Source organism: Halalkalibacter suaedae, assembly GCF_017939705.1.
GTDB lineage: Bacteria > Bacillota > Bacilli > Bacillales > Bacillaceae_D > Halalkalibacter > Halalkalibacter suaedae.
Map to the genome: position 1 here is coordinate 460,796 of NZ_JAGKSQ010000003.1, position 24,616 is coordinate 485,411.

The 24,616-nt window shown below is 37.0% G+C and carries 31 protein-coding genes; 10 read left to right on the top strand and 21 right to left on the bottom strand.

Annotated elements, in window-relative coordinates:
* Positions 1-180 precede the first annotated feature (180 nt).
* Genes J7W16_RS09830 through J7W16_RS09855 form a run of 6 tightly spaced genes read right to left on the bottom strand, consistent with a single transcriptional unit; the run spans position 181 to position 4,590 of the window.
* Positions 181-813: a response regulator transcription factor gene (locus J7W16_RS09830; protein ID WP_210597117.1), complete on the bottom strand. Its 633-nt coding sequence runs from the start codon at positions 811-813 to the stop codon at positions 181-183.
* A complete protein-coding gene (locus J7W16_RS09835) occupies positions 791-1,861 on the bottom strand; it encodes a sensor histidine kinase (RefSeq protein WP_210597118.1) in 1,071 nt (356 codons plus the stop codon). Before J7W16_RS09835 ends, J7W16_RS09830 begins: the two co-directional genes overlap by 23 nt.
* On the bottom strand, positions 1,858-2,601 hold the full coding sequence (liaF, locus tag J7W16_RS09840; protein ID WP_210597119.1) for a cell wall-active antibiotics response protein LiaF: 744 nt from the start codon (positions 2,599-2,601) through the stop codon (positions 1,858-1,860). Before liaF ends, J7W16_RS09835 begins: the two co-directional genes overlap by 4 nt.
* A 22-nt stretch (positions 2,602-2,623) precedes the next feature.
* Positions 2,624-3,481, bottom strand: coding sequence for a DUF4097 family beta strand repeat-containing protein (locus J7W16_RS09845; RefSeq protein ID WP_210597120.1), 858 nt, complete (start codon positions 3,479-3,481; stop codon positions 2,624-2,626).
* 59 nt (positions 3,482-3,540) lie between these two features.
* Complete coding sequence (locus J7W16_RS09850; protein WP_210597121.1) at positions 3,541-4,188, bottom strand: PspA/IM30 family protein; 648 nt, start codon at positions 4,186-4,188, stop codon at positions 3,541-3,543.
* A gap of 15 nt (positions 4,189-4,203) precedes the next feature.
* On the bottom strand, positions 4,204-4,590 hold the full coding sequence (locus tag J7W16_RS09855) for a LiaF transmembrane domain-containing protein (protein WP_210597122.1): 387 nt from the start codon (positions 4,588-4,590) through the stop codon (positions 4,204-4,206).
* Positions 4,591-4,854: 264 nt separating this feature from the next.
* Between J7W16_RS09855 and J7W16_RS09860 the strand changes: the two genes are divergently transcribed.
* From J7W16_RS09860 to modB, 3 genes are all read left to right on the top strand, one after another.
* Positions 4,855-5,571, top strand: coding sequence for a cytochrome c biogenesis CcdA family protein (locus J7W16_RS09860; RefSeq protein WP_210597234.1), 717 nt, complete (start codon positions 4,855-4,857; stop codon positions 5,569-5,571).
* Positions 5,572-5,714: 143 nt separating this feature from the next.
* Positions 5,715-6,467, top strand: a complete 753-nt coding sequence (modA, locus tag J7W16_RS09865; RefSeq protein WP_210597123.1) for a molybdate ABC transporter substrate-binding protein — start codon at positions 5,715-5,717, stop codon at positions 6,465-6,467.
* On the top strand, positions 6,467-7,126 hold the full coding sequence (modB, locus tag J7W16_RS09870; RefSeq protein ID WP_210597124.1) for a molybdate ABC transporter permease subunit: 660 nt from the start codon (positions 6,467-6,469) through the stop codon (positions 7,124-7,126). Before modA ends, modB begins: the two co-directional genes overlap by 1 nt.
* Before the next feature lie 351 nt (positions 7,127-7,477).
* Here the strand turns inward: modB and J7W16_RS09875 are convergent, their stop codons facing one another.
* From J7W16_RS09875 to J7W16_RS09885, 3 genes are read right to left on the bottom strand one after another with little or no spacing between them, the layout of a single operon-like run.
* The gene (locus J7W16_RS09875; RefSeq protein ID WP_210597125.1) at positions 7,478-8,230 is read right to left on the bottom strand and encodes an EcsC family protein; all 753 of its coding nucleotides are present in this window, start codon (positions 8,228-8,230) and stop codon (positions 7,478-7,480) included.
* 21 nt (positions 8,231-8,251) lie between these two features.
* Complete coding sequence (locus tag J7W16_RS09880; protein WP_210597126.1) at positions 8,252-9,460, bottom strand: ABC transporter permease; 1,209 nt, start codon at positions 9,458-9,460, stop codon at positions 8,252-8,254.
* Entirely contained in the window at positions 9,457-10,200 is a 744-nt protein-coding gene (locus tag J7W16_RS09885) for an ABC transporter ATP-binding protein (RefSeq protein WP_210597127.1), read from the bottom strand. The genes J7W16_RS09880 and J7W16_RS09885 overlap by 4 nt, the downstream gene beginning before the upstream one ends.
* 321 nt (positions 10,201-10,521) lie before the next feature.
* Here J7W16_RS09885 and J7W16_RS09890 point away from each other — a divergent pair, with 321 nt between their 5' ends.
* Positions 10,522-10,956, top strand: coding sequence for an HIT family protein (locus J7W16_RS09890; protein ID WP_210597128.1), 435 nt, complete (start codon positions 10,522-10,524; stop codon positions 10,954-10,956).
* Positions 10,957-11,096: 140 nt separating this feature from the next.
* On the top strand, positions 11,097-12,173 hold the full coding sequence (gene serC, locus J7W16_RS09895) for a 3-phosphoserine/phosphohydroxythreonine transaminase (protein ID WP_210597129.1): 1,077 nt from the start codon (positions 11,097-11,099) through the stop codon (positions 12,171-12,173).
* Positions 12,174-12,210: 37 nt separating this feature from the next.
* Here serC and J7W16_RS09900 read toward each other — a convergent pair whose 3' ends face one another.
* Positions 12,211-12,402: a hypothetical protein gene (locus tag J7W16_RS09900; protein ID WP_210597130.1), complete on the bottom strand. Its 192-nt coding sequence runs from the start codon at positions 12,400-12,402 to the stop codon at positions 12,211-12,213.
* A gap of 75 nt (positions 12,403-12,477) precedes the next feature.
* On the opposite strand from J7W16_RS09900, the gene J7W16_RS09905 reads away from it, so the two are divergent.
* The 3 genes from J7W16_RS09905 to J7W16_RS09915 all read left to right on the top strand — a co-directional run bounded on the left by J7W16_RS09905 (position 12,478) and on the right by J7W16_RS09915 (position 14,286).
* Complete coding sequence (locus tag J7W16_RS09905) at positions 12,478-12,822, top strand: YtxH domain-containing protein (protein ID WP_210597131.1); 345 nt, start codon at positions 12,478-12,480, stop codon at positions 12,820-12,822.
* 154 nt (positions 12,823-12,976) lie between these two features.
* Entirely contained in the window at positions 12,977-13,567 is a 591-nt protein-coding gene (locus J7W16_RS09910; RefSeq protein WP_210597132.1) for an HTH-type transcriptional regulator Hpr, read from the top strand.
* Between the two features lie 179 nt (positions 13,568-13,746).
* Entirely contained in the window at positions 13,747-14,286 is a 540-nt protein-coding gene (locus J7W16_RS09915) for a DUF3267 domain-containing protein (protein WP_210597133.1), read from the top strand.
* 42 nt (positions 14,287-14,328) lie between these two features.
* Here the strand turns inward: J7W16_RS09915 and J7W16_RS09920 are convergent, their stop codons facing one another.
* A complete protein-coding gene (locus J7W16_RS09920; protein WP_210597134.1) occupies positions 14,329-14,919 on the bottom strand; it encodes a YpmS family protein in 591 nt (196 codons plus the stop codon).
* Positions 14,920-15,056: 137 nt separating this feature from the next.
* Here J7W16_RS09920 and J7W16_RS09925 point away from each other — a divergent pair, with 137 nt between their 5' ends.
* Positions 15,057-15,236, top strand: a complete 180-nt coding sequence (locus J7W16_RS09925; protein WP_210597135.1) for a hypothetical protein — start codon at positions 15,057-15,059, stop codon at positions 15,234-15,236.
* Between the two features lie 263 nt (positions 15,237-15,499).
* On the opposite strand, the gene J7W16_RS09930 is transcribed toward J7W16_RS09925, so the two are convergent.
* Both J7W16_RS09930 and J7W16_RS09935 read right to left on the bottom strand, forming a co-directional pair.
* Positions 15,500-15,583 carry a YjcZ family sporulation protein gene (locus tag J7W16_RS09930; RefSeq protein WP_210597235.1) on the bottom strand — a complete coding sequence of 28 codons (84 nt, stop codon included), beginning with the start codon at positions 15,581-15,583 and terminating at the stop codon, positions 15,500-15,502.
* A gap of 94 nt (positions 15,584-15,677) precedes the next feature.
* Positions 15,678-15,764 carry a YjcZ family sporulation protein gene (locus J7W16_RS09935; protein ID WP_210597236.1) on the bottom strand — a complete coding sequence of 29 codons (87 nt, stop codon included), beginning with the start codon at positions 15,762-15,764 and terminating at the stop codon, positions 15,678-15,680.
* A gap of 178 nt (positions 15,765-15,942) precedes the next feature.
* Here J7W16_RS09935 and J7W16_RS09940 point away from each other — a divergent pair, with 178 nt between their 5' ends.
* Positions 15,943-16,944 carry a peptidylprolyl isomerase gene (locus tag J7W16_RS09940; RefSeq protein WP_210597136.1) on the top strand — a complete coding sequence of 334 codons (1,002 nt, stop codon included), beginning with the start codon at positions 15,943-15,945 and terminating at the stop codon, positions 16,942-16,944.
* A 37-nt stretch (positions 16,945-16,981) separates the two neighbouring features.
* Here J7W16_RS09940 and J7W16_RS09945 read toward each other — a convergent pair whose 3' ends face one another.
* From J7W16_RS09945 to J7W16_RS09980, 8 genes are all read right to left on the bottom strand, one after another.
* Complete coding sequence (locus tag J7W16_RS09945; RefSeq protein ID WP_210597137.1) at positions 16,982-17,260, bottom strand: sporulation YhaL family protein; 279 nt, start codon at positions 17,258-17,260, stop codon at positions 16,982-16,984.
* A 59-nt stretch (positions 17,261-17,319) separates the two neighbouring features.
* Positions 17,320-18,279, bottom strand: coding sequence for a 3'-5' exoribonuclease YhaM (gene yhaM, locus J7W16_RS09950; protein ID WP_210597138.1), 960 nt, complete (start codon positions 18,277-18,279; stop codon positions 17,320-17,322).
* Positions 18,280-18,388: 109 nt separating this feature from the next.
* Positions 18,389-19,783, bottom strand: coding sequence for a sensor histidine kinase (locus tag J7W16_RS09955; RefSeq protein ID WP_210597139.1), 1,395 nt, complete (start codon positions 19,781-19,783; stop codon positions 18,389-18,391).
* A complete protein-coding gene (locus J7W16_RS09960; protein WP_210597140.1) occupies positions 19,780-20,466 on the bottom strand; it encodes a response regulator transcription factor in 687 nt (228 codons plus the stop codon). Before J7W16_RS09960 ends, J7W16_RS09955 begins: the two co-directional genes overlap by 4 nt.
* 265 nt (positions 20,467-20,731) lie before the next feature.
* Positions 20,732-21,151, bottom strand: a complete 420-nt coding sequence (locus tag J7W16_RS09965) for a hypothetical protein (RefSeq protein ID WP_210597141.1) — start codon at positions 21,149-21,151, stop codon at positions 20,732-20,734.
* A 300-nt stretch (positions 21,152-21,451) separates the two neighbouring features.
* A complete protein-coding gene (gene yidC, locus J7W16_RS09970; protein ID WP_210597142.1) occupies positions 21,452-22,222 on the bottom strand; it encodes a membrane protein insertase YidC in 771 nt (256 codons plus the stop codon).
* A 26-nt stretch (positions 22,223-22,248) separates the two neighbouring features.
* Complete coding sequence (locus J7W16_RS09975) at positions 22,249-22,518, bottom strand: hypothetical protein (protein WP_210597143.1); 270 nt, start codon at positions 22,516-22,518, stop codon at positions 22,249-22,251.
* 131 nt (positions 22,519-22,649) lie between these two features.
* The gene (locus J7W16_RS09980) at positions 22,650-24,500 is read right to left on the bottom strand and encodes an LTA synthase family protein (protein ID WP_472924497.1); all 1,851 of its coding nucleotides are present in this window, start codon (positions 24,498-24,500) and stop codon (positions 22,650-22,652) included.
* Positions 24,501-24,616 lie beyond the last annotated feature (116 nt).

Sequence of the window (24,616 nt, forward strand, 5' to 3'; positions counted from 1 at the left end):
ACTCAAAAATAACGTTTATCAGTGGTCTCCTCCACTCTTTGTGGTCTCGCCTTTTGCTTTTTGATCCCACATTCTTCTATTTATAAATAAATGCTTTATTCGGAAAGTCAGACACTTTAGTTCTGTAAGGGACCTCTTTTTATTAATAAATTAAAACACCATGCGGTTTCACGCATGGTGTTACTCAACTAATCCAGATCTATGTGCATACACAGCCATTTGAGTCCGATCATCCATGTGTAGCTTTTGAAGGATATGACTGACGTGTGTCTTTACTGTTTTGATTCCTATGTAGAGTTGATCTGCAATTTCTTGGTTGCTCTTTCCTTCTCCTATTAAGAGTAATACTTCGAACTCACGAGGTGTCAGGCAATCGTGTAAAGGCTTCTCTATTTGACCTCTCATACGTGCCATCATTTTATTGGTGACCTTCGCTTCTAAGACCGGTTCACCGTTAGCTGCACTTCTGATCGCCTCAGCAATCTCGGTCGCAGAGGATGTCTTTAATAAATAACTAAAAGCACCTGCTTCAATGACTGGGTACACTTTTTCATCATCAATGAAGCTTGTTAACACAATTATTTTCACATCAGTTACCTGTTGCATAATCTTAGAGGTTGCAGCAATTCCATCCATCTTTTCCATCACCAAATCCATCAACACGACATCTGGTTTTTGCTCAACTACTATCCTAACGCCTGCCTCACCGTCGCTTGCCTGACCAACGACTTCCATATCTGGTTGTGTCGACAAAAATGCCGATAATCCAAGTCTTACCATTTCATGATCATCAACGAGTACTATTCGGATCATTATTTTTCCCCCAAGTGATTGGAATATTTGCCTCTATTTGCGTTCCTTTGTTCGGAACCGACACAATATGTAACGTTCCACCTATTTCATTCATTCTCTCTCGCATCGTCTCTAACCCGTAAGAGCTCTGACTAAGATCATTCTCATGAAACCCAATACCATCATCGATTACTTTCACCTTTAGCTCTTGAGGTGTTTGCTTTAATTGGAACTCTAGCTGAGTTGCCTTTGCATGTCGTAACACATTCGAAATCGCTTCCTGTACCATACGAAATAATTGGTCTTCAATCCCTTTTGGAATGAATACATCTTCCTCATAATGAATCTGGACCGATATATCATATTTCTTATGCATTTCGTTAAACAAATGCTGTAAACCCTCTTTTAAATTCTTTCCTTCTAGATGAGCAGGTCTAAGATGTAGTAGGAGTGCCCTCATCTCGGCTTGGGCCAGATTTGCCATATTTTCAACCATAGCCATCTGTTCAGTAGCCGGGTCTTTTCTTTCTTCCAATTGAAGCTTCGTTGCAGCCGTCATCATTGAAATCGCAAATAATTGCTGACTAACAGCATCATGTAAATCTCTCGCCAAGCGCTGGCGCTCCTCCGTAACAGCTGCCTTCCTAACGGTATCCTGCATTTCTGCTCTTTCAGCAGAAAGTCTTTGTAAAGAAGCCACTTGTTCCTCAATATTCTTAGCCATTCGGTTCATTCGTTCAGCTAATTCAGTTACCTCATCATCACCTTCAATCACAACATGATGTGAAAAGGAGCCTCTCTCAAAGCGGGCAGCAGCATGCACCAATTGCTCAATTCTTCTTCTAAGTGGGACCGCTTGAATATAGCCACTGATCATCCCAGTAATGATAATGACGCCAAGGAACCAAAAAAGTAATGGGATTCCTGCAAGTTTTAGGTCAATAACCAATAACAGACCACGTTTATCTTGATAAGTGATTAAGAATAGGATAAAAAACGAAATGAGGAATGTTGCAACTACATTATGACGAATAAACTGCCACTGCAAACGAGCTAGACGCTTCTTCATAATGCACGTACCTTTACTTCACCAATCGCCATCGATAGAACTAACTTTACCCTGCGGGGAGCTTCCTTATAGCCTTTTGTTGTAATGCTAAGCTGTTGATTAATTCCTCCGTGCTTTTCATGAAGCAATGCTACCTCTCCAACCATAGTTGAAGCTTGAATAGAAACAGCGAGGTCATCGGGAATAAAAAAGTGAATTTCACCAATTAGTCCCTGAGCAATGATAACAGTCTCTCCCTCTGAAATAATTGCTCTAGATAGGTCTATGCGAACTTCGCCTATACCGTTCCATATAGTCATATCTTTTAATTCAAATGATTTACTGTAATTGACTTCTCCTATTAAACTCTTACGAACAATTGGCGTATCATTATCAAAGGAAGTCGAATAATCTTGATGCTCTTCTTGATCTAGCTGATCATTTCGTGACTGCTTTCGCTCTTCAATCGTTTCTTCTTTGTTTTTGCTTGATTTAAGTAGCCGAACACCAAAGTAGATAACTACCGCAGAAATAAGAATAGAAAAAAAGTTCAGATTAAGAACCATATCAAAAAGAATGCTCGCACTAATAATAAAAAATATCAGGCTCAAAAATGTATGTTTTCTTTGATAGAAAAACATGGCTAAAACAAAAAAAATGAGCGGTGCAACAAAGGATCCAACGGAGAGATTGATTGAGTTAAATAAGATATTGAGTCCAATGATGCCTAGGATTATTCCAAATAATGTCTGCTTTCTCATGTGCCCGCTCCTTTCCCCTGTATTATCTGATTATGATATCTCCTGAAGTTGTTGAGATTTGTAAGGCGTAATCGCCCTTCCCTATCATACCCGATATTCGCTTATTTTGAATATCTTGATTTTTCATATCCTGCGAAACACGTAAATCCCCTGATACTGTTTTAAGAGTCAAATTAGCATTAGCAGAGGGAATCATTACGTCCACCTCACCAGAAACGGTCTTTATCTTCATTTCTTTGTTTTCATGTGCCAATCCAATAAGGAGGTCACCAGATACTGAATACAGATCTAATTTGCCTGTTATCTGCTCGATCTTCATCTCTCCTGACACACTTTCTGCTTTAATTACCTTCGCATCAATTTCGTCTATAGAGAGATCACCAGAAGTTGTATTCACGATGTAGTCCTCTTTTACTATTAGCTTTTTTGCTTCCATATCTCCTGATACAGTTCTAGCTTTCATTGATGTTACTTGATTTAGTTGTTTGAAATCTATATCTCCTGATACAGTTGTAATTTCAACCTTTCCCTTGTAGCTTTTCGGTACTCGTACAATAGCTTTTGTTCTACTAGGTGAAAAGTCAAAAGAAAACCAACGAGATTTCTCTTTTATTTCAATTTTTAACTGTTGGTTATTTTTTAATGAATTTACATTGATTTTATCAGTAGGATTAACTAACTCGACTTCAAGATTCTCATCACCATCTTCAAACACCCAATCAACAGATGTGCTTGATAAGTTGATTTCATTTATACCCTCCATATCTTCAGAAACTAAGCGATCGGTCGTTTTAGTCGAAGTCAAGATAGAGATAGGTGCATTCCAAAAGAAAATGACGACACCGACAACAATTAAAAGAATTCCTAATAGAACTTTCACATACATTCTCCTCTTAGACAAAGTAGGTTAACGTTAAATTACGTTAACCTACTTCCTTATTAATTGGCTTTTTTTAATTCTTCTTTTAATCGAGTTAATTCTTCCTCAACCTTCTCATCTACTTGTAATTCTTTTTCAGGGTCTGCTGATTTCCCCCACTTGCCTTCAAGATCATTAACCAAATCTTCCCATTTATCAAATTCACTCTCAACTGTTGTTTTCATTAGTGAACCGTTACTTACTGTTTGCTTTTCTAGTTTCTGGACTGATTTAATTGCTTCAAGCCTCATAACCAATTCAAGTTTTCGATCCTTAAGACGATTGTACTTTTGTTGCAGTTGGTCTAATTCGACTTTCTTCACTTTAAGCTGTTCTTCGTTCCTTTGCAGCAATTCCTTGTAACGTATCTTTTGGGCAATGGCTTCATTCTTATTAGAAATAATTTTCTTTGCTAATAAATCGTTGTCATTTTCAACTGCAATTTTTGCCTGCTGGTCTCGTCGATGAATTTGCTCATCTGTCAAATCAAGATTTGATTTTAAAGTAAGCGAAAGAGCCTCTTGTTTCTTAATTTGTTCTACTGACTTATGGATCGCTTCCTGCATGTCACGCATATATTGCTTCACCATTATAACAGGATCTTCCAGCTTTTCTAGTCCTTCATTCACATACGCTTTCACAAATTGATTAACTCTTTTCATTATCATTAATTGTTCCTCCTCTTATTTATTCCCAAGTAGTTTTTCAATCTCATCATCTAGAACATCATATGTGGACAAAGATCCATGCTGACTTTGCTCGTCAATTAATTGACTACTCTCCGGCTTAATTAACTTGTACCCAGCATAGACAAGCAAGATACCGAATAGTAGACTTGCGACACCACCTAATCCTCCAAAAATGATCAAGGCTCCAACTGCTACTAGTACGATACTAGATAATGTCCACCTTTCTTTTTCTTGAGATCTTGAGTACCCCCAATAAAGTAACCAAGATCCAATCGCCAAGCCAACAATACTTCCGAGATGAATGCCGATCAGCCCTAACAAAACAGTTACACCAATTAGAATGAATAAAAATCCACCTAATTTTTTTACAGGTTGTTTCATACTATTTCCTCCTTCTTTAATTATCTTTATTGTAATGGCTAGATTATTTCTTGAAGAGGCACCTAAGATTGGTTTTCACTCCTCCTTAAGACTGAGAACCATCTAAGTCTTATGACCTTTCCGTGAACAATAACTAGAGATACTTCTTATTTAACGAGGATCAGCTATAATAGAATGGACTACATAAAAATTGATTCATACAATCAAGTTGTTCTAGAATAGACTAGAATGATTGTCCGAATATAACGAGCAAGGGAGGTATTCATTATGGAAGTCACGATTTGGTTGGCTTTTTTTGCTGGTGTTGTTTCATTTTTATCGCCATGTATCTTTCCATTAGTTCCAGCGTATTTAGCTCAACTAACTGGTACCAATATCGCCAATAACCAAGTAAATGCTGATCGAAAGTTGATCTTATCGAGAAGTATTGGTTTTGTTATTGGCTTCACTCTTATTTTTCTCTTACTAGGTGTTTCATCGACTTTCATTGGACAATTATATTGGGGAAATCGACAGCTTATTGAACAAATTGGTGGAATTATCATTGCCGTGTTTGGACTTCAAATGATGGGTGTCATCTCCATCCGTATGTTAATGAGCGAAAAGCGTCTATCGGTTAAACCAAAAAAAACGACCAGTTTTACTAACTCTGTTCTCGTTGGTTTTCTATTTGGAACTGGATGGTCTCCTTGCATTGGTCTTGCCCTTTCTTCCATTCTTCTTCTCGCTGGTCGTGCTGAAACGATGTGGTCTGGAATCTTCCTACTACTCATTTATTCAATTGGACTTGGCATTCCTTTTGTTTTAGTCGCCCTGCTATGGTCAAGGTCTCTTGATAAAATGAGGAAGATTAATAAATGGTTACCAACGATTCAAAAAGGCAGTGGAGTCGTTATGGTCATATTAGGGGTTATGCTTTTCACAGGATATTTCAATCTAATAACGGCCTACCTCGTCCGCTATGTCCCGTTCAATATATAATAAAGTCAAAGGCTGTTTTTCGAATAAGTAGGTCTCCTAACTTGTAACAAAAACAGTTCATCTATCTTTAGTCCACTGAAAAAGATATTCTTTTCTAGTGGACTCTCTTCATATTTTAGAGAAGATACAGGAGGCAATTTAGTATGCAATGGAAACACTTTTTAGGATTACTTGTTTTTTTCATCCTGATCAGCGGGTGTGAGAGTACTAATGAGGAACAAACTCTCTATGTCGCAGCTGCTTCAGACCTATTCAATGCACTAACTGAAATCGGGGATGAATTTACAAAAGAGACTGGAATCCAGATTGAATATACATTCGGTTCAACAGGGCTTTTAACACAGCAAATTCAAGAGGGGGCCCCTTTCGACTTATTTACGGCAGCACATGAATCATACATAGATAAATTAATAGAAGTAGATGCGGTTGACGCGAACTCAAAGGAATATTATGCAATTGGGAGAATGGTGCTTGTGGCCGCGGATTCAAATGAACAAAAAATAGATTCGTCTTTTCTGTTAGATCCTAACACTAAGACGATCACCATCGCTAATCCTGAACATGCTCCATATGGAAAAGCAGCAAAAGAAACATTAGAGTCATGGGGAATTTGGGAAGAGATTCAACCAAAGCTTGTCTTTGCTGAGAATATCCGACAAGCTTATCAATTTGTTGAGTCCGAAAATGCTGATGTTGGGTTTATTGCGTTGTCGCTAATGAATGAAGCAGAATTTAACTATGAGCTAATTGATGAAGCGAACCACAAACCAATCCTTCAAGCACTAGCAATCCCGAAGCAATCGGAACAACCTGAGCTAAGTAAACAACTAGCTGATTTCATTATTAGCTCTAAAGGCCAAGAAATCTTAAAATCGTATGGGTTTGATACACCATAATGGATACAATTATTCCACCACTACTCATATCACTTAGAGTTGCAACAATCGCAACCTTTATTGCATTTATACTAGGTATTCTTTTTTCATGGTGGTTTGCATTTAAGAAAAATGCATTAACAGACTTTCTTTCGATCATCATTACAATCCCACTGATCCTACCTCCAACTGTATTAGGTTATTACTTGCTTTTACTTATTGGTAGAAATAGTCCTTTAGGAGATTGGATCGAAAACTTAACAGGACAACCGATTATCTTCACTTGGAAGGCGGCTGTCATTGCTGCAACGATTGCTTCTTTACCGTTATTAATCAGACCCATCCAGGCTTCGTTCGAATCGATAAGCCGCAAAACAATAGACGCTGCACAATTAGACGGGGCAAGTCCGTTTCAGGTGTTTGTACATATCATAATCCCTTTATCCTATAAAGGGGTACTAGCAGGAGTCATACTGGGCTTTGCCAGAGCAATGGGGGAATTCGGAGCCACCTTAATGGTTGCAGGAAATATCCCTGGTAAGACACAAACACTTTCGATTGCTATTTATGATGCTGTTCAGGCTGACCGAATGATGGACGCTCATATAATGGTGATCATCTTAACTCTTTCAACTGTATTATTTCTTTACGCAATTCATAGATGGTTTAATAAAGGATAAACAAAAGATAGGCGGTTATTGGCATTTATAGAGAAAGGCTGTACAAATCCGCTTCGAACGCGCTACCGGGATGGGGGGCACAAACCCGCCGGAGGGCGTTGAACTAACCGGCTCTGCCGGTGGATTTCAACCTGCCCTTTCTTCCAGCAGGAGTCGGCCCACCCATCCCGTCCGCTTTGATGAAAGGAAAGATCGAATTCTCTGCTCTTCACAGTAAATATCAAGAGAATAGTAAAACTTTTTGGATAAAAAAAGTAGTCAACTATAAACCGTCTTTTTCTTTATTAAATTCTTAGCACAAAAAATTTACTTCGAACCTCAAAAAAAACGCCCTTAGGCGTTTTTTGTTTATTATCCTTTTAGATCTGTTTCCCTCATGTATGAAGAAAGCCAACGAATTCGATATCCATTCATCGCTGTTTCCCCTAGTATTTCTAGAAATCGGTAATTAGCTGTCGCTCCAACAATAGCTCCAATACCAGGGATTAATTGAAACATTTTTGCCAGATCAATATAATCACGATAATCAAGTTGGAATGTCTTCCAATCAATTTCAGCCAAATAGACTTCTTTTTCAGGAAGCAATTCTTTCTCTTGTTCCCAATGTTCCAAGCGTTCAATTAACTCTAGTCTCTTTTCATCCCTTGCAAATGCTAACTGAAATAGATACAGGACAAATAATCTCTCGCGGTAGTCGCGAACATCATACCCATAAGCAGAGGCTGTATCAAAGAGAAACTTCATTTTGATACTGAGGAGTAATGGAAAATCAACCATTCCGAGCAATAAACCTCCTGCCCCAGTTCCTGCACCTTCAATAGCAGCCGTCCGCTTATAGGACTTTAACAAAGTCTTTGCTTTTTCATCTCGCTCTTCTAAACTTTTAGCGACATCAGGCTGCTTTTTCATTGTGTATTCTGAACCAAGTAAGGTCGCGTGAACCATTTTCTTAATACTCGCAGTAACCACAGTATGCATCTTCTCAGGTATAAGGTGATTCATTTTTGATTGCAGTCCATTAGCATACCTGCCTACCATTGACCTGCGTTTCGTCACTTTTCTTTTCCAACGGATAACCTGTTCTCTTGCTTGATCTTCATACATACGTTCCACTCCTTAAGCCACTCACTTTCTTCTTTTATGAATGAGAGTATGACTACCAACGTAGCTATAGAACACTCCAATGATAAGTGTTAAGGCAGCAATTATCCAAGTTGAAGTAACAAGTAACACTCCGAATTGAAGAGCCATTGTGATAAGCAATAATCTAAAACTTAACTGTGTCAATGCATCAATCTTCACTTGTTGATCAACTGGATAAATATCAATTAATCCATGAGTGTCATAATGATACCAAATTGTAGAAAGCTGACCAACAATCATATGCATAAATAATAAGAAAACAGCAAGTTGTAGCCAACCGCTTGGCAAAGCAATTAAAATAACAGCAGAAATCAAAGTGAGCCTTAGGTAAATTCCTGCATAATCATTCGCACGTATAAATGTCCGAGCAAATAAATAGTGATAAACGGTTGGACTTGGCTTTGTTGACTGTAAGAACCAATTCAAATATCTTCTCTCTCTTACTTTGTTTCTAAGCTGTGGAACATCAGTGAAAGCATTCGCAATTCGGTAAAAGAATAAAAGCATCCCGCGTTCGACATCCAACAAATGCTCCCATTTCAACGTAAACTTCTTAGCTATTTTTGAATAGTAGAAGATGAAGAGGAGCACCTTCAGTATAAATATCGATAAAATCAAGAGAATATGTGCACCTGAAAATAGTAAAAAGGTAAAAACAAGGTTGATGAACGCTCGTAAAAGGAAATGCGATTGTCTTTCAGCCGGATGCTGGAAGCGCTGTTCTTCCCAACTAGCAAACACATTCCACACCTTTGAAATGATTATCATCAGCAGCACGTATAAAATCGGCCCAGCTTCTTCAGTTAAATATTGATTAAAGAAGGGTGAGAGGACAACTAGAACAAGAACTAAAACCCCACTTTGTAATGCAATTGAGTACCATTTAGAGGCACGAAAATAATCGCCTAATTTAGATTCGTATGGCAATAAAAAAACGACATCCCCTTGCTTAACAAAAGTCCTAACCCCACTTCTCGTTAAGAAATGTCCGAAAACAAATACGAAAATCCAGAGTGCTGGGAACGTTGGTGGCAGCCAATCCAATAACAAACTATAATAATAACTACCAATTATAATAAGAACGTACACAGTAAAAAGAAATCCACTATTACCAATTAATCTTAAATAGCGGATCGCTTCATTCCAGTAAGCACTAACTCTTGTACGCCATAATGTCATACCGTCCTTCATACGCGTTCTTCCTTTGTCATTTCGATATAGATGTCGTCAAGTGTCGCATTAGCCATATTAAGCTTTGCTCGCATCTCGGCTAAGGTCCCTTCTAATACGATCTTACCTTCATGTAAAATAATAAAGCGATCACAATGTCTTTCTGCAGTTGCTAGGATATGTGTAGACATAAGTACTGCCGCACCACTTTTCTTCATTTTCTCAAGTAAATTAAGAAAAGACTGAATACCAATCGGATCAAGTCCGACAATAGGTTCATCAACTATGTAGAGAGGTGGTTCTACTAAAAAAGCACTCATAATCATAACCTTTTGTCGCATTCCTTTTGAAAAGTGACTAGGAAACCACCGTTTCATCTTTTGCATTCTAAATTCAGTTAATAGCACATCTGCTCGTTTCTCGAATGTATCGATATCAATACCATAAGCAAGTGCTGTTAGCTCTAAATGTTCCCACAATGTTAATTCATCGTATAGTATTGGTGTTTCTGGAATATAAGCAAATGATCGTCGATATGTATGTAAGTCATCCTGCAATGTTATATCATTAATCCGTACTTGACCTTTTTCTGGTTGTAATAAACCAAGAACATGCTTAATTGTTGTACTTTTCCCTGCACCGTTTAGGCCAATTAACCCTACTATCTCCGCCTTATTAACAGAGAAGTTCACACTATGTAGAACAGGCTTTTTCGGTTGATAACCACCGGTCAGCTCTTCAATACTTAATACTTTTGTCATTTTATTTTACAACTCCTTCTTTTGTTTATCTTACCAAAAAGTTCGGCTATTTCTCTACTCTCCCGACAAAGCCTATCTATGTTCGACAGAAAAAGCCGTTTTGTTGCAAACAACAGAAAACGGCTTTTCATATACCCTTCAATTCTTCATTCAAATGTTAGCTCGTTATTCTTTCAAAATTGCACGTCAATAAAGTCAGTATATCATGTTAATCCTTGCACGGAATCAACGATCTTGTGAATTCCCAACAACTTGCATCTCCATTATTTACTCGGTATAGTGAGGGAAGAAAAATATGGGAAAAGAAAGGATGATTTCATTATGGTACATGATTCAAATTGTATTTTCTGTAAAATTATCAAAGAGGAAATTCCATCAGCAAAGGTTTACGAAGACGACCACGTTCTTGCCTTCCTCGATATTAGTCAAGTAACAAAAGGTCATACGCTAGTCATTCCTAAAAATCATCATAAAGACATTTTTGAGTTACCGTCATTAGAGACAAGTCAACTATTTTCAGTCGTACCCAAGATCGCAAAAGGGCTTAAGAAGGCTTATCAGCCAATTGGATTGAACATGGTTAATAACAATGGTGAAGATGCCGGACAAACGGTCTTCCATTATCATATCCATTTAATACCAAGGTACGGAAAAGGAGACGGTTACGGAGCTGTTTGGAAAGAGCACGGTTCTGACTATACCCAAGAAGAATTACAAGAGTCAGCAAAGGCTATTTCATCATTTATTAAAGATTAAAAACAGCTACCATTCCAAAAAAATAAAACTTTCTGAAAAAACAAAAAAACAACGGCAATTATCTTCTAATTTATGGTACGATATTCTCATTAAAAATTGCCCTCTGATGAGTTATAGAGAGAAAAAGGAGACGAGAGACTATGAAAGCTGTTTATAATTTTAATGCTGGACCTTCTGCTTTACCAAAAATTGCACTTGAACGAGCACAAGAGGAATTTTTGAACTTTGCTAATACTGGCATGTCTGTAATGGAATTAAGTCATCGAAGCAAGGAATATGAGGCTGTTCACCAAGAGGCGATTGATAGTCTGAAGGAATTACTAAAGATTCCAGATAACTATAAAGTCCTTTTCCTACAAGGAGGAGCTAGTCTTCAGTTTTCGATGATTCCTATTCAATTTCTTAAAGAGAACAAGGTTGGAAATTATCTTTTAACTGGGTCTTGGTCTGAGAAAGCATTAAAAGAAGCTAAGTTAATCGGGGAAACAACCATTGGTGGCTCAACAAAAGAAAATGGCTACCGTTCGATTCCTGATCTATCATCACTTCAGATGAATGAGCATGATGCCTATGTCCATTTAACATCGAATAATACCATTTACGGAACACAATGGTCCCACTTTCCTGACATCTCACACGCACCTTTAATTGCTGATATGTCAAGTGATATTCTCTGTCGCCCAATCGACGTTGAGCAATTTGGGATCATCTATGCTGGTGCTCAAAAGAATCTAGGGCCTTCTGGAGTAACAGTCGTCATCATTAGAGAAGATTTACTTAATGAAGACGTCTCACATGTACCAACAATGCTTAAATACCAAACACATGCAGAATCTAATTCTCTATATCATACGCCTCCGACATTTTCTATCTATATGCTTAACCAAGTATTAAGATGGGTAAAGGAACAAGGTGGGGTTAACGCAATTGAAAAGCAGAATATCGAAAAGGCAAAACTAATCTATGACGCAATCGATGAAAGTAACGGCTTCTATACCGGACATGCTGATAAGGAAGCTCGTTCTTTAATGAACATTACGTTCAATCTACCGACTGAAGAAGACAATAAGAAATTCCTTGCACAAGCGAAGGAATTTGGCTTCGTCGGATTGAATGGTCATCGCTCTGTTGGCGGATGTCGTGCATCTACTTATAATGCCGTACCCGTTGAAGCTTGTTTACAACTTCGTGAATTTATGAATGCTTATCGAAAGTAAGTCATTAAGTGGTTAGGACTTTAGCTCCTAACCACTTTTATGAATAAATGATAAGAACAGCTGCACATGAACCACTAGCGACTAAAATAGCCAAAAACAGCAAGGATATACGATAAAAAGGATCGTTAAGCTCTTTCCTTCTTTCTTTAATTAAACGAGACGCAACATAAATCAAACCATACGTCGTTAACAAGCAAATAGAAATCAAGAATAAAATGAGCGCCTCCATTCAGCTTCCCCCCTTATCCTTAATCTATATGGTTTACTAAGGAAATATAGAACAATAATGAAAGGATGGTTCAACATGAAAAAATCCCTAGTTACAGGATTCATTACTGGCTCAATTATTTCTGGTGCACTTACTTTATTAACAACACCTACCTCCGGAAAAGACATTCAATATCGCTTTCGTAAAAATATGACTAATCTTAGTCAATTAATCGACCAATTCCATCAATCAACATTGACTACGTCAGATCAATTTAAAGCAACACTAACTGTTAGCAAGGATCAATTTAAAGCTGTCGGAAAGGAAACTAGTCAATCCATTCATAAATGGAAGCAAGATATTGAACCAAACCTTTCTCAACTCAAAGCTGATTTGAACGCACTTCAAGAAAACATTGAAAAATCAAAGGATGCATTATAAAAAAATAAATATTCTAAAATTTTAAAATATGGGCATTTTTCTCTTTCCTTTTTACTGTTTTCTTGTCATAATATAGAAGAGAAAAAATATTCGAAAATAATATTTCATTTAAGTACGAATAAGAAAGAGAGAACGTATCGATAGGGGGAGAAAAATGGATCAGCCTTTAAACTCTTTAAAACAATCTGTAATGTTCAGCCATAAAGTAGCGCAATTAAGTAAGGCCTTGTGGAAATCAGTTGAAAAAGATTGGCAAACCTGGATTAAACCTTTTGACTTAAACATTAACGAACATCATATCCTTTGGATTGCCTATCACTTAGACGGAGCTTCAATTTCAGATATTGCTAAATATGGAGTGATGCATGTTTCAACAGCGTTTAACTTTTCAAAAAAGCTCGAAGATAGAGGTCTTCTTCTATTTTCAAAAAAGGAAAATGACAAACGAAACACGTATGTGAAATTGACAGCTGACGGAGAATCGTTATTCCTACAAACGCTTGAAGCCTACCACCCTGATACATATGGTGTTTTCAAGGGGGCTCTCCCTATCAAAGATCTCTACGGGAAATTCCCAGAGTTCTCAGAAATCACCAGTATGCTTCGTCATATTTATGGCTCAGATTTTATTGATATGTTTGAAGAAACTCTTTTAAAATTTGACGATGATTTCCAAGAAGAAAATGGACAGCTGAAGAAGCTTCAGTCTATTCCGAAAGAAGACTATTCAAGTGAAGGAGCCTAGGTAAACTAGGCTCTTTTTTATTTTTATTTTCGTAAGGAAACTGTCAAAACCCTTTTTAGAATACAAATTTTTAGGTTGTCAAGAATTTTACTATTTATCGAATCATTTTATTTTTGTAAAACCTATTGCATTCTTCTCAAAATGAGAGTAAATTTATCAATTGTTGAGGAGGTGCCGTCATGAATTGTTGGAAAACAATCAGAATTTCACGTGACTACGGAACATTGCGCCTAATAATTTATTCTGGCTGTACAATATTATTTTCATTTCTTTTTTATTACCTAGTCATTAGCAGTATTATTAAAACACCGAAATTAATTGAAATTAGCTTTCACTCTATTTTGCTTAGTATTATTTTATTAGTTTTTTCTCATAAACTACTTCACCTGCTTCCACTATGGATCTGTGGAAAAAAGGCAATTTTAAAAATAGACCGGAGTTATTTCTTCCCATTACTAACAATTAAAATAAAGGGACCATTATCCAAAAGCCTTTATCTAGCTACATTATTTATGCCTGGACTTATCATTACCTCGGCTAGTGCATTGGCTTCAACAATGTATCCAATGTATATTGCCTATATTTCAATTTTAACTTCAATTCATTTTGGCTTGGTCTTTTTTGATATTGTCTATATTTCTTATATACTTAAAGCACCGAAACGATGTTTAGTTGAAAAGCATTCAGAAGGCTTTAACATCCTTCTAAGAAAAATATAACAGACGAAAGGTCCAAGACATGAATCTGTCTTGGACCTTTTATTATTCAAGAATCATTTCTAATTCAATAACATCATTCTCAAGATCAAATGTTTGGAAACGAACAAACATTGTATCCTTCTCATTTATTTGAATATCAGTGACCCTTATAATTACCGCTTCTTCAGAAGGCAGAATCTCAATCCAATCTTCAAGACTTAAATACTCGTTCATAATCATCAATACTCTGTCAACGGGCAGCTGAAGAAAGCCTAACGTAAATGACTGAACAGAAAGTAATAAGTCACCATTTTGTTCAACTTCAGGGTTGAAATTAATTGTGACGGGAATATTTTGTCCGAGAATGGAAAAGGTTGAACGGAACTGGACGTCTTCTTCCATGAGCTCAACCATATAAGGCACCTCACTTGGAGCTTGCTCAATCCTACTAGCAATTAACTGATTTAGCTTGTCTTTATCTGTTTGAATGAGAAATGATGCCTCTTTCTCTATTGGTTCCCTAGAAATAAAGGACTCCTCTTCTACATTTGGAAGAAAATTTCTAACAAGAAGAAAAATAAGAACCAGTAACAATACAATGAATGAAACTAAACTAAAAAAGGCAATCTTCCACTTATTTTGTTTACTCTTCATTTTACACCTCTATTCCATTACAAACTATTTTAATTGGAAAGGGACAATTTAACAAACAAAACATTGAGCATAGTTCTATCTTTTTTTGTTAAATTTTGATAAAGTTTAACTATCATTGCTCGTCAGGAGGCAAGTGCATGGTCTTCTTCACCATATTATTTGCGATATTTATATTGTATGTTATTAATTCGATGACGGATGCACTCTGTAATAAGCGTGATATCCCGTCGGATAAACAACCAAAGCTTTTTAGAACGATTAACATTCTAATTACGATCTTACTTACATCCACTTATGTAAAAATTCTTTTTACATAATAAAAGAGGCTGGGACATAACTAAAGTGACTAACTGAAATACCGAACAAGGCAATTGCGTAGCGGATGAAATATACGTAGACTCCTGCGGGATGATAAAGCCAAAGGTGAGACCCCCGAGTAGCAAGCACGAGGAGGCTCACCGGCTTCCCGCGGAAAGCGAAGTATATTTCAGGAGCGGTTTATGTCCGCTAACTATCATTGTTCGGATTTTCTATTAGTTAAATCACTTTTGTCCCAGCCTTTTTTTTCAAGTACAGTGCGTTACATCCAAGTTGCCCCGATAATTACTAAAAGGATAAATAACACAACTAACAAAGCGAAACCATTTGAATACGTGTGAGACATAATAGTTACCTCCCTTTATTGATGCCAAGGAAAAAGACGGTGTTCGTCTCTTCCCTTGGCTTCTTATCATTAAGAAATGTTGATCAGCTATCCATTATAGCCACGCAGCACCTACAATGACTAATAAAATGAACAACACAACAATTAACGAAAATCCACCACCGTGAAATGTGTGAGACATAAGAACACCTCCTCTTACAATTGTTAAGATATCCTATGCGTTTTTACTAGTTACGTTCTAGGCAAATCCCCAGTTCTTTGTGATATATACAAAATTTGTGAAAGACTTTCTCTCATTATTAAAAATGTGGTATAGTAATCAAGGTAAACATGAGCTAGATAGCTGAGGAGTGAACTAAATGAAAAAACGTATGATAGCTGCAATTGGTTTAGCTTGTCTAACTGCACTTGCTGCATGTAACAATGAAGATGGAGCAAAAGACGACACTGAAGTAATTGCAACTGTAAATGGGACAAGCATAACAGAAGCCGAATTTGTTGAAGAATTAAAAGCTCAAGGAGGAAGTAACATACTCAGTAATATGGTTCAACGTCGCGTTTTAGATGAGGCGATTGAAACTGTAGAAATTTCTGAAGAAGAAATTGAAGCTGAACTAGAAGTTTTCCGAACTGAGTTTCAGACTAATTTCGGTACTGAAAATGATGAGGATATTTTAGAAGTACTTAAAACAGAATACCAATTAGAGTTTGAATCAATGGATGAATTTGTTGACGAATACGTTCTTCCTCCATTAGCGCTAAAGAAATTAGGCTCTGAAGGTGTAGAAGTAACCGATGAAAATGTTCAAACATACTATGATGAAAATACGGACGAGTTTATTGAATTAGAAGCTAGTCACATTCTTGTAGAGGACGAAGCAGCTGCACAAGCTGTCTTAGACCGACTTGAAGCAGGAGAAGACTTTGCTGCACTAGCAGAAGAACTTTCAACAGACCCTGGATCTGCAGCCAATGGAGGCGATCTTGGTGCATTTAAAAAAGGTGCTATGGTCGAACCATTCTTTAACGCAGCAGTAGCTTTAGAAGTTGGTGAAATCAGTGAACCTGTTGAATCTCAATACGGATTTCACGTTATTAAGTTAAACAAGCGTACTGAACAAGCTTTCGAAGATGTTCAAGAAGAAATTAGAGAGAAGCTTGTTCAAGAACAATCAAAAACTCAAGAACAAATTCTTGCTGAGTTAATGAAAGAAGCAGATATTGAAATTAAAGATGAACAATTCTCTGATCTATTCAAAACAGAAACACCTGCCGCTGAAGGTGAAACACCAGCGACTGAGGGTGACGCTCCAGCGACTGAAACGGAGACGGAGACCGAAGTTGAAACGGAAAATGAATAACCAAAAAAAAGAAGCCTAACCAAAGGCTTCTTTTTTGTTAGCTTCGTTCAACATGTCTTTGTTGTCTTTCTTTCTCAAGACGTTCCATATACACATTTCCTTCTTGTTCGATCCACTCTTGCTCACTTTCATGGTCTTCAAGAGTATATTTGACTGCTAAATAACCACTTGCGACAATTCCAGCAAGGACAAAGTAAACCCACCACGGACTTGAGATTAGTAGAGAGCCAAGAGAGGTTTGCGTCACAATAAATCCTAAAACAAGAATCATTAATAATCCCAAAGCTAACTTTTTATTCTTATATCCACGTTTCATAATATCCCTCCATGCTTGTTCTGATACTTAACTATATGTACAAGCATCTCAAAATAGAACTAAACATCTAAAGGAGGTTCATGAAAGCTCGGTTTGTAAAAACTCCTTTGATCCATTGCCATGATACGTTCTGAAAATTCACCAGGCTGAACTCGCTCCAATGCACGATCCATCATATTCATCTTTGCATCAATATTATCAATCATGTGTAACATCTCAGCTTCACGAATGACAGGTACTTTTGGACTTCCCCATTCTCCCTTACCATGATGGCTAAGAATCAAATGCTGGAGCATCAGGACCTCTTCTCCTTCAATTTTCAACTCACTAGCTGCTGCTGTAAGTTCATTCACCATGATTGAGATATGGCCTAATAATTTCCCTTCTAATGTATACGATGTATCTATAGGACCAGATAGTTCTCGAACTTTCCCTAGATCATGAAGGATAACCCCAGCATAAAGTAAATCAGTATCTAATGAAGGATACAGTTCGCTTAAGCTTCTAGCAATCTTTAGCATGCTTACAACATGATAAGCTAAACCAGAGACAAATTCATGATGATTTTTTGTCGCAGCCGGTGATTCTAGAAAAGCCTTTTGATGTTTCTTTACTAAATGACGCGTAATTCGTTGAATATTTGCGTTTTCCATTTCAAAAATATAATGAGTTATCTCCTCAAGCATATCATCTGGAGATATTGGTGCTGAACGGATAAAATCAGCTACCTTCACTTGATCCATTGCTGTCGTTGGACGGATACTATTGATTTTCATTTGTAAACGCCCACGGTATTCAGATATCTCTCCTTGAAGATGGACAATGACTTGACTACAAAAAGCGAGCTCATCATCAGGAGAGCATCCCCAGAGCTTAGCCTCAATATCACCCGTATGATCACATAGGATTAATGTTAAAAAAGGCTTGCCATTACTTGCAACTCCTTTTGTCGCTGTTTTAATTAAGTAATACGTCTCAACACGATCTCCCACTTGTTGAAAACGAATGCCTTTTCCCATTTTACCGCCACCTCACTATTAATCTATCATTAATTATAACATAGGATCATTTTGAGAGAGTATCATTGCATCAGCAGAAAAAAGGCGTGCAACAGTTTTTAGACCATCGCTACACCTTTTTACTTGATTGCCTCTTTCTCCTAATGCCCTCACCTTTAGAATCCTTATTAGGTAAAGTTATAATAAACTTTACTCCCTTTTCGGTATTTTCGATCTGTGGAATCGCTCCATGAAGTTCAGCTATACGTTTAACAATCGCTAGACCTAAACCAAACTTACCTTTATTTCCTTTGTAGAAAGGGTTAAATAGCTGTGGCAAATCTTGTTTTGGTATCGATTCACCATTATTTTCAACTGAGATTGTAACAATATCATTTTCCTTTTGGGCGGTAATCCAAATGGCATCTATCGCATAACGAAGGGCATTTTCAACTAAGTTCTCTAATAGAACCTCCAACTGTTCACGATCACCTTGTAGCTTGATCTCCGCACCTTTGATGAAGATCTTTACATCTTCCCTTTGCACTCGAAAGCGTTCTTCAATTTGAAACGCAATCTCGCCAAATATGATGTCCTCATACTTTGGTGTTTCTTCTTTTAATGAATCTAATTTAGTGTAATAGAGCATGTCAATGACTCGACGCTCCATCCGATTAGCTTCTTCAATAATGACATCCATTGTACTTCCTAGGTCGTTTTTAGGTAGTATGCCATCCTTAACAGAATGTGCATAGCTTTTTATGACCATTATCGGCGTTTTTAATTCATGGGAGGCATGTTGAATAAATGTTTTTTGGGAACGATCATATAAATTCAAATTTTGTCTCATTTTCTCAAATTGACTTGCTAACCGTTCAAAGTCTTTATCACCCTTCCAGACTAATGGCTCTTTCCAATCTCTATTAGCAATTTGTTCAAGGTGATTACCTAGAACAAACAAAGGTTGACTCAGATAATGCTTTAGCCACATCGCAGGCAATAGACTTAACGCACATGTTAAAAGCAGAATATAAATAAGTCTCTCCCATAAACGATTAACCATTTGATCACGATACGTATCCCACATATAAGAAATATGAAAGATATCAGATGACTTTGATTTGAGAATCACATAAAACACAGTTGCCCCACCATATTGAATTTCATACCTACCCCGAACTTCCTGTTGGGAATAGGCATTTTCAGCCATCTCTGTGAATACTTCTGGAGGTGGTGGTGACGGACCCCCTTCCGCCGTTTGACCGAAAGTATCAATGAAAAAATGACCAACTGAACGTTCCGCTTCACGCCTTTCGATAAAATCAAGCTCATTTCGAGGTGGATCAATCAGATCAATTAGTGGGTAAGCATATCTTCTTTGCTCCTGTTCAATGATTCGGTATGTCTCTTCAGTGAGTGTCCCCTCTATCCAAATTGGATAAATAATAATGATAGACAGACCTACAAGGAAAATTAAAGAGATAAACGCAAGCCAGATTCGTTGCGTTAAATTCACCTTAATCATGAAGATAAAATCCTATAGCCATATCCATATAATGTTTCAAGATGAATACGTGGCATTTTCTTCCGTACTCGTCTCACTACATCATCGACAGCTCTTTCCGAACCAAAGTAATTATCTCCCCATACGTGCTCAATAATCTTTTCCCTTGAAAAAGCTTTACCTACATCTGCCGTTAACAATAGAATTAAATCCATTTCTTTCGTAGTTAAGTCAATAATCGCTTCATCATTTGTTACCTCATCGTCAGTGACAATTCTTGCCATAGGATCAATTGAATAACGATTTAATTCGATTTTCTTAAGTTCCTGTGATGTAACACCATACACTCGATTAAGTAATTTCTTAGTACGTATAATTAATTCTTGAGGCAGAAATGGTTTAGCCAAATAATCATCACTTCCCATTTCAAGTCCAAGTACTCGATCTAAATCTTGATCACGTGCTGAAATGAAAATAACAGGTGTGTCAGACTCTTCCTTTATCGCTTTTAAAAGCTGGTACCCATCCGTTCCAGGTAACATAATATCCAATATCCATAAATGGGGCTTGTCCTTAATCGATTCTTTAGCTTGATCCCCATCATTAAATACTTTGATTTTCCAGCCTTCTTTTTCTAAATAGGCTTTTAAAACTTCAGAAAGATTTTCTTCATCCTCTACTAAATAGACAAGATAATCATTCATCTTTTTTGCCTCCCTTTACCGATCATATGTATTTTAATATATTGTATCTTATTTTGCGGATAGACACGAGACAGATGACAAACTTCACTCTAAATACCATGATAATTACATGCTTTAACATATTTTATCTATTGGAACAACAATTCCTTTTTTCATTGCCTTATTCGAGTTATTTCCCGGTGAATATGTCGAACTTATTGGTTAATACAAAAAAAGATCCTGCTTGTTAATTGAACAATAAGGATCTTCCCCTTTAAAAGAAGAGTTATAGTGCTGCTATCGCTGTTAAAGCTGCCAAAGGTAAGATGAGTCTTCCCCATCCTCTTGGTCGTGGAGGGAAATAACCATAAGGGTATGGAGGATAAAAAGGATATGGTTGAAAAGTTGGGTATGGATAATAACCAGGGTATGCAAAACGTTCATCATTTCCCCTTGCTAATGTAGGTTGAGGGAATTGGTAATAAGCATCAGAATATGAGGAATGATGTTGTTGGTCTAATGTCGTATTTTGATTTAGGTCAAATTGTTGCCCTGTGTCATCGAGTGGCATGATGATATAAACATTCTCGTCATCAACATGCTCAATAATCCCTTGATAGTCAAACTGTCCATTCACTTTCAAATGTACCGGTTTATTTAAGTGCTGCTGACATTGGTGTTTCATCGAATCATGATGAGATAACATTGTAGTCTCCTCCTTCTTTTTCGTTGCATTTTATGCAGCGAAACGTCTATAGGTGAATGTCTACAAAAAAATATAGGCTGGGACAAAAGTGATTTCAAGGCCACTAAAAAAAGTAAAAATCACACCTTTTTCAGTGGCCTCATTTCCACGCCCGCCGGAGGGTGCGTGCCCTCATCCCGGTAGCGAATTCGAATCGACATCACGGCCTTTCTATTAACTACAAAAAAGCCTGTCGACTGTCTCGCCTTTGCGAGTCTGTGTCGACAGACTGAGACTTTCTAATAAGAGAGTCTACTCTGACTAAATATGTTGATTAGTCATTATTTCTTGTTTTTGCTTAAAGCGTGTAACAAAGAAATATGTCTGGATAATCATGAACAAATTACCAATAACCCAGTATAACGATAATGCTGATGGTAAATTCACACCTGCGATAATAATCATTACAGGCATAATATACATTAGTACCTTCATTTGATCATTGCCTTCAACTGCGGACATTCTTACTTGTAGAAACGTTGTCATACCAGCAACAAGTGGAATGATATAAAAAGGATCTGGTTGCCCTAAATCCATCCAAAGGAAAGTATGAAGTGCAATTTCCTCTGTTCTCATAATCGCGTAGTAAAAGGCCATTAGGATTGGCAATTGTACAAACATTGGCATACAACCAGCTAGTGGATTCACACCGTTCTTTTGATACAAGCCCATTAATTCCTTCTGCATTTCCTGCTGTTTCTGAGGATCTGCTTTCCCAGCAGCAGTTTTGTACTTCTTTTGAAGCTCTTCCATTTGCGGACGCAATGCTTGCATCGCTCTTGTACTCTTTTGTTGCTTAAGCATCAGTGGTAACAAAAGTGAGCGAATTGCAATTGTCACAATGACAATCGATAAACCATAACTTCCTGAGAGATGCTCAGCAACGAAGATAAGTAGCCAAGACAGCGGGTACACAAAAAAGTGATTCCAAACACCTGCTGATTCAGAGTTAATAGGCGTTTGTTCAACACCACATGCTGATAGTAAGCAAACAAGTAAAGCAATCAAAACAAAAATATACTTTTTTTTCAATTTTATATCCTCCCCATTTGTTGTTATTACATTTGTATAACAAACGGGCGAGGCTTCTCATCATCATTACAATGATCTGAACGGGATGGAATCTTCGGTTTAAACCATGTAATCAGATGATGGATAAGATGAGGCTTGTTCTCAGACATATGAGATTGCTGACGGTTATTATGCTGCCATTCTGCTCTAAGATCCCACTCAGTCACTAGCATAGCCGTTGTAAAGGCCGCTACTAGTAAAACAGTCAAACTCACACTAAGCCAAAGAGCCGTCATATCAAAAAGAATTTCAACCAAACTTATCCACCCCCTCAATTCCATTCGATAGTGCAATCATTGTATCATACCGCTATATAAATTCAAATGGGATCTATTGCATAAAAAAGTGCCCTTAAGATCCTTTCTGACCTTAGAGCACTTCTTTGATTTTACCGATCATAGAAACGAAGTAAGTCGCCAAATACAATTTGGTCTGAGTAACGTAAATCTAATGTCGCTCTTTCAAAATAAGGCTCACATTGACTACTTTCTGTTTCTAATCCACTATCTTTGTCGTAACAGATTCCTTTTGTATACACAGTATCATCAGATATAAAACTTCCATCGCGAAGAACTGCAAAAGAATCCCGTTCAGGCGAAAGTAAATCGGAACCTAATTCAATATTCTCCTTAGTATTAATTCCAAGTAAATGAAGTATGGTCGGCTTTAAATCAATTTGACCCGATACTGTTTCAATTGTTTGTGGATCAGTACCTGGAATATGAATAATCAACGGAACTTTTTGTAATTGAATAGAGTCAAAATTAGTAATCTCTTCTTTTCCTAAATACATAGCCATTGCTTTATTATGATAATCTGAAATTCCATAATGGTCGCCGTAAAGAATAAAAACTGAGTTTTCATACATTCCTTCTTCTTTCATTTGCTTAAAGAATTGTTCAACCGCATAATCCATATAGCGTACTGTTGGGAAGTAACGATTTACAGTACCGCTGCTTGAATTGAATTCATCAATAAAACGATCTTCTTCTCCTAATTCAAATGGAAAGTGATTTGTTAATGTAATGAATTTTGTATAATACGGTTGTGGCTGTTGTTTCAGTAGATCAATAGATTGCTCAAAGAAATCAGCATCCTTTAAGCCCCATCCAATGGAATTCTCTTCTGTTACCTCATATGAATTGATATCAAAAAATTGATCATAGCCTAGTGATTGATACATCAAATCACGATTCCAAAAGCTCTTGTTATTAGCATGCATGACCGATGTGTAATAGCCTTTTTCCCTCAATTCTTCTGGTAATGCTTGATATTCATTACCGGAATGTGTAAAAAAGACAGCCCCACTGTCACGCCCAAATAACGAGTTATCAACCAAAAACTCAGAGTCAGATGTTTTCCCTTGAGCTGTTTGATGATAGAAGTTCTCAAAATAAAGACTTTCATCAATTAAGTCATTAAGGAAAGGAGTGATTTCTTTTCCGTTCACTTTCTCATTTATCACAAAGTCCTGCAGTGACTCTAATGAAAGAACAATAATATTCTTCCCTTCAATTGAACCATAAAAACCCATATCTGGTTTTTTGTATTGTTCTCGGCGATAATGAACAATTTCATTTATTTCTGATCCATCTGCAAATACGCGCTGTGCTTTCGTTTGTGATTGGATGACCGCATCATACACATGAAAATTTAAGATCCCGATATTCTTAACTAATAGTTCCCGGTCAAAGGATCTTGTCAACAATTGTGGTCTCTCAATTTGGGCAAGACCGAGATTTAGTACAAAGATTCCAACTGATAAAGCCATCACTACTAGTGCTGGACGTTTATAAATTTTCATTCCACTAATCGAATGTTTAGTAAGGAGATAAACGATTAAAACGATATCAACCATTAAGAAAAGATCAGTAAACTTAATTAACTCTGTTATTCCTCCCTGGACATCCTGTGCATTGCTCGTTTGGAAGAAAACAGGTAGTGTTAGAAAATCATTAAAGAAGCGAAAAAATAATACATTAATGTACAGAATAGTCGTTCCCAAAATGCTTAAGGCAACGATCATTATTTTTCTTAGTTTATCTTTGAAGAAGAATGAAATACCAATCAAAAACAAAGTTGAGCTAAGTGGATTTATAAATAGTAACAGTTCCTGAAAAATGCTTTCTGAACGTATATTAAAGTACAGTTTATAAACAAGGTAAGTCTTTATCCACAAAAAAAATACGACTAACCAAGTCATTCTTTCTTCGGCAAAGAATCGTTTAATGTTAGTCACATTCTAACCCCTTTCGTTCTTTAAATATTCTTAATTAATCTTAATCCTTTCTTTATATAAGTCAACAGATTCACATAGTTTTACAAAAAAAACACAAAGAAAAATGACCACAAGAA